Raw genomic sequence first — 13266 nt, 5'->3', positions numbered from 1 at the left:
ATGAGGCTGTCCTAGATCGATAAGAACATGCAGCCCTCGATATCCAGCATCATGATACCTGCTCCCACGGACGACCCCGCCGGCATGCCCGCCGATGTTCTGATCGTTGAGGACGATCCGATCATTGCGATCGATTTCGAGGATCGCCTGCTCGGATTTGGCGTGAAGACCGTGCGCACCGTGGGGTCGGTGGCGCAGGCGCTGGCGGCGATCGCTGCGCGCGCGCCGGATTTCGCGCTGCTCGACGTCGAACTCGGCCGCGAGAAAAGCTTCGCCGTCGCCGAGCGGCTCGCGGCTGCGCAAATTCCCTTCGTCTTCGTGACCGGCTATGGCGCCGAGGCGCGGATCGCTTCCGAATTCAAGGCGCGGCCGCGGTTGCAAAAGCCCTGCTCGAGCGAAGCGCTGGAGGCCGCACTGCGCTCGCGCGGTGCCTGATCGCCCGTCGGCGTTCTCCCGGCTTCAGGTAAATTTCGGATCGAGCGTGGTCGCCCACAGTGCGACGTCGGCGCGGTCACGCAAGGTCACCGTCATCTGGCCAGATGCGCCGTCGATCTTGACGTGACCGAAGAATTGCATGCCGGCGGACGGCGGCAGGTTCTGGTTGTCCTTGCCCGGCGCCTTGACGAAACGCACCTCGGGCCCAAAGGTGTTGTCGAGCGCGTTCGGACCGAATGTGCCTGCGTGCAACGGACCCGACACGAATTCCCAGAACGGCTCGAAATCCTGGAATTGCGCCTTGTTCGGATCGTAATAATGCGCGGCGGCGTAGTGCACATCCGCGGTCAACCACACCGTGTTGCTGATCGGCGCCATCTTGATGAAGCGCAGGATGTCGGCGATCTCGAACTCGCGGCCGCGCACCGGGCCGTCGCCCTGCGCAATGGCTTCCGATCCGCCCTTCGGCGTGTCCGAGACGACGAGGCTGAGCGGCATGTCGGAGGCGATCACTTTCCATGTCGCGCGCGAGTTGAGGAGGCTGCGCTTGAGCCAGGCGATCTGGTCCGGGCCGAGGAAGTAGCTGGCGGGCCCGTAAGCGGTTTCGAGATTGGCGCCGTTCGGGCCGCGATAGCTGCGCTCGTCGAGCATGAACACGTCGAGATGCGGGCCGTACGAGATCTGGCGATAGACCCGGCCCGGCTCAACGATGCTCTCCCGCATCGGATACATCTCGTGGAAGGCGCGGCCCGCGCGGGCTGCCAGCAGCGAGATGTCGCGCACCTTATAGGACGCCGGCAGTTCTTTCGACAGCGACCAGTTGTTCGTCACCTCGTGATCGTCCCACTGCACGAAGATCGGCACTTCGGCATTGAAGGCGCGGACGTTGTCGTCGGTGAGATTGTATTTGTGCGCGGCGCGGTACTCGTCCAGCGTCTCCGCGACCTTGGCCTTCTCGGGGATGGTGACGTTCTTCCAGATCGTGCCGTCGGCGAGCTTCACCTCGGATTCGATCGGGCCGTCGGCATAGATCGTGTCGCCGGAATGCAGGAAGAAATCCGGGCGATGCTTGCGCATGGCAGAGAAGGTGAACATGCCGCCATCATCGGGATTGATACCCCAGCCTTGCCCTGCGACGTCGCCGCCCCAGACGAAGCTGACGTCGCGACGGTCGGCCGGCGCGGTGCGGAAGCGGCCGACCACCGGCTCGCCCTCGATCGCGCTGTGCGAGAGATCGCGGAAGCGGACGCGATAGAAGATATCCTGTCCGCCCGGCAGGTTCTCGATCAGCATCTTCGCGGTGAAATCGCTCTCGGGCAGCGCCGCGATCGGTGGCAGCGCGCGGGCGTTCTTGAAGGACTCCGTCGTCGCGACGTCGACCAGCATCTGCGATGGCCGGTCAGTGCGCGCCCAGACCACGCCGCCATCGACCGTGACGTCGCCCGACTGCACCCCATGCGTAACCGCCGGCCGGTCGGCCGCGCGCGAGAGATAGGGCATCGCGATCGTGCCAAGCGCACCGGCGCCAGTGGTGAGGAAGTGGCGGCGGGAGAATTTGATGTTCATGAAGGATGGCTCCGAAACCGCGGCCGCGGGAAGGCTCGTCATTCCGGGGCGCGCCGTCAGGCGCGAGCCCGGAATCCATTTCTCCTCGCGTATGCGGCTCGATGGATTTCGGGCTCGCGCGTTGCGCGCCCCGGAATGACGGTGGACCTATATTGAGACAATGTGACGCAGCATTAACGCGGCAGGCATTTACGCGTTGCTCGCGGCCCTGAACTGCGCACCGGCGCGTTGCAGGTTCTGCGGCAGGCTGAACAGCACCGCCTTGCGGTCGGCCACGGCGGCGTGGAACTGGTCGAGCACGATGTTGATGGCGGTGAGCCCGCCCTCTTCAATGGCGCCGTGATCGAAGCAGCGCAGCGTGTCACGCAGAATCTCGTCGGCCTCAGCCTGCATCTGGTCGAGCTCCTCGGTCGTCTCGCTCTTGCGTGCTGCCGCAATCATGTCGAATAGCCGGTCGCGCAGATGGCTGTTGTTGTCGCGCTCGTCCTTCTTCAGGTAGCCCGCGAACCAGGCGCCGAGCGAGCCCATCGCCGAGAGCGCCATCAAGGTCCACCAGATGTAATCGCTGTATTTGTCGAGGAAAGTCTTTTCCTCGCCGTCGACGAAGGCGGCTGCGCCGGGATGTACGGGGATCACCGCATCCTTGTCGGTGTCGGGCGTCTCGATCTTCGCCGCCATCGGGAATTCCGCCACCAGTTGCTGGCGAACGGCGAAGAGCTGACGCGTGAACGCCGCGATGGTGGTATCGGACACGCCTTTGCGCGCCACGATGTGGTGCGAGAAGCTGATGGTCTTGACCTCGTCATCGGGGCGGTCGGGCGAGCCGCCATAGGTGCCGGCGGGAATCTCCGATGCTTCGTAGACGGGATGGTTTTGCGCGATCGCGTCCGCGGAATCGATGGCGAGGAAGGTCGGCGTCCCGCTGTCCTTGGCGGAAGCCGCGATCGCATCCGACGTGATCTTGCTGTTGACAGGGCCGGCTGCGAGATAGGCATCGGCCTTTTGGGCCTTGATCGCCTCGGCGGCTTCATTGGCCGGGAACTGTATGACCTCGACCTTGGCGGGGTCGACGCCGTACTGCTGGAGGATCACCTTGAGTAAATTGACGTTGGCCTGGGTTCGGCCGATCACCCCGACGCGATGGCCGGCGAGCTGCGCGATCTTGGTGATCTTCGCGCCCTTCTTCTTGCCCTTGCCGGGCACGGACCACAGCACCACGACGTTCTTGCGCAGGGTCGCGACCGCTTGCGCGTTCTTCGGCACATCGACGTCGCCGCGCACGATGGCGAGATCGGCCTTGCTTTCCGCGAGCGCATCGGCGCTGGCGGTGGCGCCGTCGGTCTGGATCGGGCGTAGCCGCACATAGCTCTTGTGCTGCGCGAAAGCCTGCGTCAGCGCCTGCACCACCTTGAGGTCGTCGCTATTGGCCGGACCGACCGCGATCTTCAGCGTCACCGGCCGCATCGCGAAGTAGTAGCCGCCAACAAGCGCGCCGATGATCGCAAGCACCAGCGCCAGAGACACGAGCGCCGTCTTCCGCGCCGCTGATCGCGGCGAAGGCGGGGTGGGCGCTTCGGCCAGGTCCAATCCCCCGGTCATCGATCTCCCAGACAGGCGCTTGAGACTCAGTTTCATCTTGGCCGGCGATTTACGCCCGCAATTGTAGCAAATTTCTTGTTCGGCGGGGTTACATCTCCGTCATGGTTAGCGGATGGACGAAATCCCGTCTGAACCCGGGCCATATGCACGGTGTTAGGGTAAAGTTCCCCTGAAAGCGGAGGCGATCATGGCAGAGCGGTTGACGGCGGAGGCACGCAAGCAGGCGCTGGGCGCGATCCCGGGATGGACCGAGGTTCAGGGCCGCGACGCCATCGGGAAGACCTTTGTCTTCAAGGATTTCAACGAGGCGTTCGGGTTCATGACCCGCGCGGCGCTGTTTGCCGAAAAAATGGATCACCACCCCGAATGGCGCAACGTCTACAAGACGGTGGAGGTGGTGCTGTCGACCCATGACGCCGGCGGCGTCACCAAGCTCGACATCGAGCTTGCCGGGACGATGAATGCGATCGCCAAGCTGACACCTGCGTGACACCTTGCGGGGACCGGCCGCATCCCCATGTTGTGATCAGCAGGAGATGCGGCCATCTGCCGCCCTGGCTGAACGGGGAGTTTGTCGAACATGGCTGCCGAACACAGCGTCGGCTTCGAGCCGGCCGATCGGCTCGCGGAGGATCATGAGAGCGTGCGTCGCCGCTTCTGGCGCAAGCTGAAGCGTGTCGCCGTGCAATTGCCGTTCGCGGAAGATCTGGTCGCTGCTTATTACTGTGCGTTCGACCGGCAGACGCCGCGCCATGTCCAGGCGTCGCTGCTCGGGGCGATCGCCTATTTCATCCTGCCGTTCGATTTCGTTCCCGACGTGATGCCGATCCTCGGCTTCACCGATGACGCCGCCGTGCTCGCCACCGCCATCCGCATGGTCGCTGGCCATATCACGACTGAGCACCGCGAGGCCGCGCGCGCCGTGCTGAAGCGCGGGGTGGATGACGCGGGGGAATAGCGCGGGCCGCTTGTTCGCTGTCATGCCCCGCGAAGGCGGGGCATCCCGTACGCGGCGGCTTCTCGATTCAATCGCTGGCGTCACGGAGTACTGGATCGCCCGGTTCAAGCCGGGCGATGACAGTGAGTGTGGCTAGCGCAGGCGACACCATCGGTCGCAACGACGGCCGCTACTTCTTCTCCGCCCGCGCCTTGTCCGCGTCCCACGCCTGGAATTGCCTGAACAGCGTCTCCCTGTCTGCGTCGGACACTTTTGCGGCCGCAGGATTCTCCTTCAGGAACGCCTCGAAGCGCTGGCGCGTCACCGGCTCGATGCCGTGCTTGTCGAGCCATTGCTGCGCCACCGGCAATCTGCTCCAGCCGGACAGGGGGGCCGCAAGCGAGACCTCCTTCCACTTGGGATGGAAGGGCGGGTTCTGGAGCGCGGGGAATTTCGTGAAGAACGCGTCCACGAACAGCGCGAGCTTGCGATAGCGCTCGGTGTTCGGGGCCCAATTATAGGCGGCAAGCACCGCGGGCACCGCGATCGTGTCCACGCTCTCGCCCTCCTTGATCAGGTTCGGATAGTCCTTAGGCGTCAGCGTCGCCGGCAGATAGTCGCTCTGGAGCGGCTTTGCATAGTCGACCCCCGCAAGATGGAAGCGTCCGTCATTGACGAAGTTCGAGACCGATTTGTAAGGCTTGCCTCCGACCACGATGACGGCGTCGATCTCTCCGGCCTTCAGCTTCTCCATCGCGATGCGCTGCTCGACATAGACGAATTTCGCCTTGATCCCGAGCCGTTCGAACACGGTGAGCGCGGTGACGAAGGTACCGCCGTTCGGCAGGTCCACGCTGACGGTCTTGCCTTCGAGGTCTTTGAGCGTCGCGACCGATTTCGGCGCGATCACCTGCATCTCCTCGTTATAGAGCTTGCTCACATAGGTGAACTGCTTCTTGATGTCCTTGGCAAAGCCCTTGCGTTCGAGATAGTCGAGCGTATCCGCCCGCACGATGCCGAGATCGACTCCTTGCAGGAACAGGATGTCGGCGACGCTCTGCACCGAGCCGCGGCCGACGATCGGCAGCACGCGGATCTTGTTGCCGTCATCGAGCACGGAGGCGAGGTCGGCGCCGAACTGAACATAGGTGCCGCCGATCGTGCCGGTGATCAGCGTGACCGTGTTGGCGTTCAGCGCCTGCTTGGTCGAGGTCGAGCCGAACTGGAAGATGGCCTTCAGACCGTCCGAGACCTTGGCCGGATCGTATTCGGTCTGCTCGGCGCGTGCCGCGAAGGCACAGATCGTCATGATGGCGGCAACCGCCATGCTCAAAGCGTTACGCATGATGTCCTCTAAAAAAAGCTTTAGTTCCGAAGCTGGGCGAGGCGCTGCCGCGCCTCCGCCGATCCGAGTGCCGCGGCCTTCTGGTACCAGTCGCGCGCGACGGTCGCGTCGCCGGCGATGCTCCGCGCGTCGCTGGTGCCCAGCACGGCCGGGTCATGGGTCTGCGCCAGCAGAAACGCGGCCGTTGCATCCTGTGCATTCGCCGCGCGTTCGAGCAGCAGGCGGGCTGCAACGATATCGCCGACCTTCAACAGGTTCTTCGCGCGCGTCATCAGCCCGGCCAGCGTGTCGGCGTCGAGCGTCTTGGCGGGCGGAGGCGGTGCAGGCGGCGCCGCGACGGGCGCAGGCGCGGGCGCCTGGGCTTGCAGCGCCGTCTGATAGGCGGTCGCGATCGCTTCGCGGCTCGGCGTTGACGGTGCAGGGAGATCCCGCGTGTCGGCGCTCGCCAGCCTCGGGTCAGTCACGCGGGCCGAATCCTTGAGCGGGGTCTGCGGTACGGCCGACGCGCTGGCCGACGCCATGGCCTGGTCCGTCGCGATGCCCACCCAGCTACCGGCATTGGCGACGAGGAGGCCGCGAAAGTCGGACTGAAACAATGTGACCAGAACTGCCAAGGTGGATGCCGCCAGAACGGCCGCGAGAACACGCGGGACAATTCTGGAGCGCAACTCCACTGGTGCATATTCGCGTGGGTCCGGCGCGCCGAGCGGATCGGACAGGAAGAGTGGGATTGGATCGTCCTGCGAAAGGTCGGCCCGCGTGGCGCGCGCACGGATAAAGGACGCGGTCGGCGGATGTGATGATGTGGCTCGATCGGAGTCGAACGCCTTCGACTCCTTCGACGGGCGATGCGCCGTCGTCTCCATGGTCATGCTCCCCATTACTAACGCAACGCAGGGGCAATTCGGCTTAAGTCTTCTTGCTTTTGTCCAAAGTGCCCCGCAAATGGAACCGGTAAAACGCCGCTGGAATCAGCCCAAAAAACGACAACGGTTTGCGCGAATCAGGAAATATTTGGGTTTGATTGAGGCGGAGCGGGGGAATGCACCACGATTTTGGTGGTGATGATTGAGGAAGGTTTTCCTAGACTCCGCTGGCTTTAACCCCGGGGCATCCAGTGGGCCGCGGCGTCTCTGCTGAAATCTCCGGCGTCTCTGAAATCTGGACCGCCCGCCTCAGTACGCAATTGCGCACAAGGCGGGCGATGACAGTTGCATGTGTGGCGAGTGCGTAGCAGGCGACGCCGTCGCCGACATCGTCACGGATGCAGGATCACCTTGCCCATGGCCTGGCGTCCCGCCAGGACCTTCAGTGCGTCGGCGGTTTGTGCCAGCGGGAAGGTGCGGTCGACATGGGAGGAAATCTTTCCTTCCGCGGTCCACTTCACGAGCTTCTCGAGATTGGCGCGATTCTTGGCCGGGTTGAGCCGGGTCCATGCGCCCCAGAATACGCCGCGGATGTCGCAGCCTTTCAGCAGCGCGAGGTTCAGCGGCATCTTCGGAATGTCGCCGGCGGCAAAGCCGATGACGAGGAAGCGGCCTTCCCAGGCGATCGAGCGCAGCGCCTGCTCGGCATACGCACCACCAACCGGATCGAAGATGATGTCCACGCCCTTGCCGCCCGTGAGCTTTCGCAGGCCTTCCTTCAGATCTTCCTTGCCGTAGTTCAGCGTCAGCTCGGCGCCATGCGCCTTCGCGAATTCGAGCTTCTCGTCCGACGAGGCGCAGGCGATCACCTTCAGGCCCATCAGCTTGCCGAGCTCGCAGGCAGCCAAGCCGGTGCCGCCGGCTGCGCCCAGCACCGCGAGCGTCTCGCCCGGCTTCGGGCTCGCGCGGTCTTCCAGCGCATGCAGCGCGGTGCCGTAGATGATGATGATGCCGGCCGCGCGATCATAGTCGAGATTGTCAGGAATTTTCACGATCGATGCCGCCGGCAGCGCGATCTTTTCGCGCGCACCGTTGTGGCCGCAGGACGCAACGACGCGATCGCCGACCTTCAGATCGGTCACGCCGGGACCGATGCTCTCGATCACGCCGGCAACTTCGGCTGCGGGCGAGAACGGGAACGGCGGCTTGATCTGGTACTTGCCCTGGATCATCAGGATGTCGAAGAAGTTCAGCGCCGCCGCCTTGATCGCGATCACCGCTTCACCGGGACCTGCCACCGGATCCGGTACGTCGGCAAGCACGAGATCGTCGGGCTGGCAATATTGCGAGCAGAGGATGGCTTTCATGGCGGCACCTTCTTGAGAATACTGGGCGTTTCGAGGCGGAATTATAGTTGAGTGGGTTTTGCCGGATTTAGGCACGGGCGACAATCCAGATTCTTTGTCTGAGGCAACGCGCCGGCTTATCCTCGTCATTGCGAACGAAGCGAAGCAATCCAGAGTCCGTCCCGCGGAAATAGTCTGGATTGCTTCGTCGCTTCGTTCCTCGCAATGACGGCTTACGTGGGAAAGAGGATTCAAACGATGTTTGAAACAGGTCTGCTCAAGGGCAAGCGCATCCTCGTCACTGGCGGCGGCTCGGGTCTCGGCGCCGCGATGGGGCGCCGCTTCCTCGCGCTCGGCGCCGAGCTCGTGATCTGCGGTCGCAAGCTCGACCGGCTGGAAGCAACGGCGAGCGAGATGCGCGCGCAGACTGGCGGCAAGGTCACGACGATGGCTTGCGATGTTCGCGACGGCGCTGCCGTCGACGGCATGATGGATGCGATCTGGCGCGAGGCGCCGCTCGACATCCTTGTCAACAACGCTGCCGCGACCTTCATCGCGCAGAGCGAGCATCTGTCGTTCCGAGCGGCCGATGCGATCCTCGCGCCGACGCTGCATGGCGCGATGTATTGCACGCTCGCCGCCGGCAAGCGCTGGATCGACGGCAAGCATGGCGGTGTCGTGCTCTCGATCCTCTCGACCTCGACCATCACCGGCCGTGCCTTCACCGTTCCGTCGGCGATGGCGAAATCGGCGGTGCTGGCGATGACTAGGAGCCTTGCGGTGGAATGGGGTCCGAAGGGGATCCGCACCGTCGCGATCGCGCCGGGCCCGTTCCCGACCGCCGGCGCATCCGGGCAGCTCCGCCCCGAGGGCCGCGACGAAGGCTGGACCGCGCGCAACCCGATGGGGCGTACCGGCGAGCACAGCGAGCTCGCCGACCTCGCCAGCTTCCTGGTCTCGGACCGTGCCGGCTACATCAATGGCGAGATGGTTGTGATCGACGGTGGCGCGCATTTGCGCAGCTCCGGCGCCGAGGATTTGCTGCGCTGGACCGATGCGCAATGGGCCGAGCAGCGGGCTGCGCGATCCAAAGGTTGACCCGCTAACTGCCTTCCCAAATTGGACTTTCCCGGCTATCCCTGCCGGGGGACAAAGCGCGGCCGGGCCATCTTCCAGTCACAATATTGAGGGAACCACTCCAGCATGTGGCGGGTGCTGATTTTATCCTTGATGACTGGCGTTACGGCCGTGGGAATCACTGATTCCGCGCGGGCGCAGACGGCGCAACCGGCGCCCAAAGCCGCACCAAAGGCGGCTGCACCGGCGGCAAATACGACTGCAAAGACAGCAGCAAAGCCCGAGAGCAAGCCGGTGGCTCCAGCCGCCGCGGTTGCGGGCGGCGCGGAGCCGACCCTGATCGGCCAGTTCGGCACCTGGGGCGCCTATTCGGCCACCCCCAACGGCAAGAAGGTCTGCTTTGCTCTGGCCAAGCCGTCGTCGTCGAAGACCAACCCGCCGAACCGCCCGCGCGATCCCGCCTATGCCTTCGTCTCGACCCGGCCGGCGGAAAAGGTGAACAACGAAGTCTCGGTCATGATCGGCTATGCGCTGAAGCCGGGCTCGGAATCCTCGGTCGAGGTCGGCGGCGCCGCTTTCGCGATGTACACGCAGGGCGACGGCCTCTGGATCAAGAACGCGGCCGAGGAAGAGCGGATGGTCGAGGCCATGCGCAAATCCGCCGATCTCGTGGTCAAAGGCGTCTCGGCCAAGGGAACGGAGACAACCGATACCTTCTCGTTGAAGGGCCTCGCCCAGGCGCTGGACCGGATTTCCCAGGATTGCAGGCGTTAAGCCTGCGAGAGGTATCGCGGTCGCAATCGGCAATTCCGGTTGCTATATAGGGCCGGTTCCAAGTTTTTCCGTCATTCCGGGATGGTCCGAAGGACCAGGCCGGAATCTCGAGGTTCCGGGTTCGACGCTTCGCGCCGCCCCGGAACGACCACGTAATCAGGTCCATTCAATGCAACCGACGACCGAGCCGCACAACGCAATCCTGGTGGAGAAAACTCCGCTCGAAACCTATGTGCCGCCGGCAAAGCCGTCGCTGATCGGCCTGTCGCGCACCGAGCTTGCCGATCGCCTCGGCGAGATCGGCGTCGCGCCTGCACAGCGCAAGATGCGCGTGCAGCAGCTGTGGCACTGGCTCTATTTCCGCGGCGCCCAGAGCTTCGACGACATGACCTCGATCTCGAAGGGCATTCGCGCCGAGCTCGCGCAGCATTTTACGGTCAACCGGCCCGAAGTCGTGGCCGAGCAGATTTCCAACGACGGCACCCGCAAATGGCTGCTGCGCCTGCCGAGCGGCGACAATGTCGAGAAGGCGCATGAAGTCGAATGCGTCTACATCCCCGAGACCGATCGCGGCACGCTCTGCGTCTCCTCGCAGGTCGGTTGCACGTTGAACTGCTCGTTCTGTCACACCGGCACGCAACGGCTGGTGCGCAACCTCACGGCCGGCGAGATCGTCGGACAGGTGATGGTCGCGCGCGATCGCCTGAACGATTGGGCCGATCGCGAGGACGGCACGCGCCGTGTCACCAACATCGTGATGATGGGCATGGGCGAGCCGCTCTACAATTTCGACGCGGTGCGCGATGCGCTTTTGATCGTCGGCGACAATGAAGGCATCGGCATCTCCCGCCGCCGCATCACGCTGTCGACGTCGGGCGTGGTGCCGAACATCGTGCGCGCCGGCGAGGAGATCGGAGTCATGCTCGCGATCTCGCTGCACGCGGTGCGCGACGAGCTGCGCAACGAGCTGGTGCCGCTCAACCGCAAATATCCGATCAAGGAGCTGCTGCAGGCCTGCCGCGACTATCCGGGCGCCTCGAACGCACGCCGCATCACCTTCGAATATGTGATGCTCAAGGGCGTCAACGATTCGCTCGACGATGCAAAGTTGCTGGTGAAGCTGCTCAAGGGCATTCACGCCAAGATCAACCTGATCCCGTTCAATCCCTGGCCCGGCACCGCCTATGAATGCTCGGACTGGGATCAGATCGAGAAATTCTCGGAATACATCTTCAACGCCGGCTATTCCTCGCCGGTACGCACCCCGCGCGGCCGCGACATCCTCGCCGCCTGCGGCCAGCTCAAGTCGGAGACCGAAAAGCTTTCGGCCCGCGAGCGCCAGGCGCTGCGCGCCATGGCGATGACGGATTGACGATGCGTGCCCATGCTCTCGCATCCTCGTCATTGCGAGCGAAGCGAAGCAATCCAGAATCTTTCAGCGGCGGTAGTCTGGATTGCTTCGCTGCGCTCGCAATGACGGTGAGAGTGGCGTCATGTCCCTGATCGGTCGCCTCATCGTCATCTTCTTCGGCTTCCTCGCTGCCTGCTTCATTGGCGGCATGATCGTGGTCGTCGCGCTGCTGTTTCCGGAATTCGCCGATCTGGGCGCCGGTCCCGTCGACCAGGGCGCGATCGACATCCTGCTCGGCTTCGGCTTCATCTTCGTCTCGGGCTTCGCGCTGGTCCCTGCGGCGGTGATCGTTGCGATCACCGAAGCGCTCTACATCCGCAGCGCACTCGCCTATGCCGCCGGCGGCGGCCTCGTCGGGCTCGCCTGCTATCTCGGCCTCATTCCTTTCCACTCCGACACGCTGCAGTTCGAGGGCATCGTGCGGCGTCACCTCGAGATCATGACCGGAGCCGGCATTGTCGCCGGCGTCGTCTACTGGCTGATCGCCGGCCGCAACGCCGGTGCCTGGCGCGAACCGCCACCCCCGCGCAAGCCGCCTCCGCCATTGCCGGCGAATTCAAGGCCGGATGCGCGGTGATTTGCTTACCCTCCCCTGGAAGGGGGAGGATGGATCGCGCATCGCGCGAGCGGGGTGGGGTGACAGACTATCGGCGACGTCGGTGCGCGTGGCTTCACCCACCTCGGCTCGCATTTCGCTTCGCTACATGCGAACCGATCCTCCCCCTCCAGGTAGGGGAATCGCATATGGCGGCGGATGGGCGTTGCGAAGCGGTTGGAACTGGATTCTTTGGGTGTCTCCCACTTCCCGAGGGAGACCAGAATGCGCCAACTCAAGCGCCTGCTTCGACCGCTCAAGGATCCGCGCGCTAGCAACGTCCGACACGATCTGCTGGAGATCATCGTCATCGCCTTGGCGGCAACATTGGCCGGGGCCAAGACCTGTACGGAGTTCGAGTTCTTCGGCAAAGGCCGAGAGGAGCTGTTGCGACAATTTTTGCAGCTCAGATACGGCATTCCCAGCCACGATACGTTCAGCAACGTCTTCCGTGCTCTGGACCCCAAGGGGTTGGAAGCGGTTTTACGCAAGTTCAGCAAGAGCTTCGGCGTCAGGGGCGTGGTCAGCATCGACGGCAAAGCGTTGCGCGGAGCCTTCGCGCGTGGCCGGCAGGCCACGCCGCTGCATATGGTCAATGTCTGGGCAGCAGGCACGCGCATGGCGTTGGCTCAGAGGAAAGCCCCCAATCGCAACGAGGTTGCCGGAGTTCTCGAAGTCCTCGCTCTGCTTGATCTGGACGGCGCTCTTGTCACCGCTGATGCCTTGCATTGCCGTCCCGACATCGCCCAGGCCATCCGCGACCGGAACGGCCACTACGTATTGGCGATCAAGAGCAATCGTGGCCGGCTCTTCAAAGCCGCCAAGGCGCTGCTGGATACCGCCCACAAGCCAGCACGAGCGGCTCAGCCAAAGACGCCCGCTCACGGCCGCATCGAGCGTCGGCAGGCCATCGTCGCGCCAGCGCCAGACCTGGCAAAGCAATACGCCTTTCCCGCTATTGCTGCCGTCGGCCGTATTGACAGTTGGCGCGCCAATGGCGGCAAGACGGCCAAGCACACGGCTCGATACTTTCTGGCCTCGCGCTTGCTGTCAGCCAAGAAGCTGCTCGAGGTCGTACGTGCCCATTGGAGCATCGAGAACAACCTGCACTGGGTTCTCGACGTCCTGTTCGACGAGGACGCCTGCCGCAGTCGCAAAGACCATGCCCCCGAAAATCTCGCCGTCATTCGCAAGCTGGCCATCAATGCCCTGCAAGCTACGCCTGGTCCGGCCCGCACCAGCCACAAAATGCTCCAGGCGAGGTGGAATAACGACTTTCTCCTCTCCGTCCTTGCCCATATGCGATAGCCCTACC

Annotated in this window: 13 protein-coding genes; 8 read left to right on the top strand and 5 right to left on the bottom strand. The window is 63.9% G+C overall.

Translation table 11 applies throughout. From position 1 onward, the window contains the following. The first annotated feature begins 27 nt into the window (after positions 1–27). Complete coding sequence (locus JQ627_RS14330) at positions 28–435, top strand: response regulator (RefSeq protein ID WP_249143094.1); 408 nt, start codon at positions 28–30, stop codon at positions 433–435. A gap of 24 nt (positions 436–459) precedes the next feature. Here the strand turns inward: JQ627_RS14330 and JQ627_RS14325 are convergent, their stop codons facing one another. Continuing rightward, positions 460–2001, bottom strand: coding sequence for an alkaline phosphatase (locus tag JQ627_RS14325; protein ID WP_212484835.1), 1542 nt, complete (start codon positions 1999–2001; stop codon positions 460–462). A 189-nt stretch (positions 2002–2190) separates the two neighbouring features. Beyond that, positions 2191–3636, bottom strand: coding sequence for a TAXI family TRAP transporter solute-binding subunit (locus JQ627_RS14320; protein WP_212484834.1), 1446 nt, complete (start codon positions 3634–3636; stop codon positions 2191–2193). Between the two features lie 151 nt (positions 3637–3787). Between JQ627_RS14320 and JQ627_RS14315 the strand changes: the two genes are divergently transcribed. Both JQ627_RS14315 and JQ627_RS14310 read left to right on the top strand, forming a co-directional pair. Further along, on the top strand, positions 3788–4090 hold the full coding sequence (locus JQ627_RS14315; RefSeq protein WP_212484833.1) for a 4a-hydroxytetrahydrobiopterin dehydratase: 303 nt from the start codon (positions 3788–3790) through the stop codon (positions 4088–4090). A gap of 90 nt (positions 4091–4180) precedes the next feature. Then, on the top strand, positions 4181–4558 hold the full coding sequence (locus JQ627_RS14310) for a YkvA family protein (RefSeq protein WP_212484832.1): 378 nt from the start codon (positions 4181–4183) through the stop codon (positions 4556–4558). A gap of 169 nt (positions 4559–4727) precedes the next feature. Here the strand turns inward: JQ627_RS14310 and JQ627_RS14305 are convergent, their stop codons facing one another. From JQ627_RS14305 to JQ627_RS14295, 3 genes are all read right to left on the bottom strand, one after another. Then, the gene (locus JQ627_RS14305; RefSeq protein WP_212484831.1) at positions 4728–5882 is read right to left on the bottom strand and encodes a TAXI family TRAP transporter solute-binding subunit; all 1155 of its coding nucleotides are present in this window, start codon (positions 5880–5882) and stop codon (positions 4728–4730) included. A 20-nt stretch (positions 5883–5902) separates the two neighbouring features. Then, entirely contained in the window at positions 5903–6748 is an 846-nt protein-coding gene (locus tag JQ627_RS14300; RefSeq protein ID WP_212484830.1) for a hypothetical protein, read from the bottom strand. Between the two features lie 392 nt (positions 6749–7140). After that, positions 7141–8115, bottom strand: a complete 975-nt coding sequence (locus JQ627_RS14295; RefSeq protein ID WP_014490699.1) for an NADPH:quinone oxidoreductase family protein — start codon at positions 8113–8115, stop codon at positions 7141–7143. Between the two features lie 237 nt (positions 8116–8352). Here JQ627_RS14295 and JQ627_RS14290 point away from each other — a divergent pair, with 237 nt between their 5' ends. The 5 genes from JQ627_RS14290 (at position 8353) to JQ627_RS14270 (ending at position 13259) form a co-directional block, all read left to right on the top strand. After that, positions 8353–9192 carry an SDR family oxidoreductase gene (locus JQ627_RS14290; RefSeq protein WP_212484829.1) on the top strand — a complete coding sequence of 280 codons (840 nt, stop codon included), beginning with the start codon at positions 8353–8355 and terminating at the stop codon, positions 9190–9192. Positions 9193–9297: 105 nt separating this feature from the next. Continuing rightward, the gene (locus JQ627_RS14285) at positions 9298–9945 is read left to right on the top strand and encodes an invasion associated locus B family protein (protein WP_212484828.1); all 648 of its coding nucleotides are present in this window, start codon (positions 9298–9300) and stop codon (positions 9943–9945) included. Positions 9946–10114: 169 nt separating this feature from the next. Further along, complete coding sequence (gene rlmN / locus JQ627_RS14280; RefSeq protein WP_212484827.1) at positions 10115–11317, top strand: 23S rRNA (adenine(2503)-C(2))-methyltransferase RlmN; 1203 nt, start codon at positions 10115–10117, stop codon at positions 11315–11317. 121 nt (positions 11318–11438) lie between these two features. Further along, a complete protein-coding gene (locus JQ627_RS14275) occupies positions 11439–11933 on the top strand; it encodes a hypothetical protein (protein ID WP_212484826.1) in 495 nt (164 codons plus the stop codon). 243 nt (positions 11934–12176) lie between these two features. Continuing rightward, the gene (locus JQ627_RS14270) at positions 12177–13259 is read left to right on the top strand and encodes an ISAs1 family transposase (RefSeq protein WP_212484825.1); all 1083 of its coding nucleotides are present in this window, start codon (positions 12177–12179) and stop codon (positions 13257–13259) included. Positions 13260–13266: the final 7 nt, after the last annotated feature.

The organism is Bradyrhizobium liaoningense (assembly GCF_018130785.1).
Classification (GTDB): Bacteria; Pseudomonadota; Alphaproteobacteria; order Rhizobiales; family Xanthobacteraceae; genus Bradyrhizobium; species Bradyrhizobium liaoningense_A.
This window is presented reverse-complemented; position numbering and strand designations above follow the sequence as displayed.

Excerpts from the sequence above, each read along its gene's own strand:
- JQ627_RS14300 (WP_212484830.1), bottom strand. The coding sequence starts at position 6,748 with ATGGAGACGACGGCGCATCGCCCGTCGAAGGAGTCGAAGGCGTTCGAC.
- JQ627_RS14275 (WP_212484826.1), top strand. The coding sequence starts at position 11,439 with ATGTCCCTGATCGGTCGCCTCATCGTCATCTTCTTCGGCTTCCTCGCT.
- rlmN (WP_212484827.1), top strand. The coding sequence starts at position 10,115 with ATGCAACCGACGACCGAGCCGCACAACGCAATCCTGGTGGAGAAAACT.
- JQ627_RS14325 (WP_212484835.1), bottom strand. The coding sequence starts at position 2,001 with ATGAACATCAAATTCTCCCGCCGCCACTTCCTCACCACTGGCGCCGGT.
- JQ627_RS14310 (WP_212484832.1), top strand. The coding sequence starts at position 4,181 with ATGGCTGCCGAACACAGCGTCGGCTTCGAGCCGGCCGATCGGCTCGCG.
- JQ627_RS14290 (WP_212484829.1), top strand. The coding sequence starts at position 8,353 with ATGTTTGAAACAGGTCTGCTCAAGGGCAAGCGCATCCTCGTCACTGGC.
- JQ627_RS14330 (WP_249143094.1), top strand. The coding sequence starts at position 28 with ATGCAGCCCTCGATATCCAGCATCATGATACCTGCTCCCACGGACGAC.
- JQ627_RS14270 (WP_212484825.1), top strand. The coding sequence starts at position 12,177 with ATGCGCCAACTCAAGCGCCTGCTTCGACCGCTCAAGGATCCGCGCGCT.
- JQ627_RS14295 (WP_014490699.1), bottom strand. The coding sequence starts at position 8,115 with ATGAAAGCCATCCTCTGCTCGCAATATTGCCAGCCCGACGATCTCGTG.
- JQ627_RS14285 (WP_212484828.1), top strand. The coding sequence starts at position 9,298 with ATGTGGCGGGTGCTGATTTTATCCTTGATGACTGGCGTTACGGCCGTG.
- JQ627_RS14315 (WP_212484833.1), top strand. The coding sequence starts at position 3,788 with ATGGCAGAGCGGTTGACGGCGGAGGCACGCAAGCAGGCGCTGGGCGCG.
- JQ627_RS14320 (WP_212484834.1), bottom strand. The coding sequence starts at position 3,636 with ATGAAACTGAGTCTCAAGCGCCTGTCTGGGAGATCGATGACCGGGGGA.
- JQ627_RS14305 (WP_212484831.1), bottom strand. The coding sequence starts at position 5,882 with ATGCGTAACGCTTTGAGCATGGCGGTTGCCGCCATCATGACGATCTGT.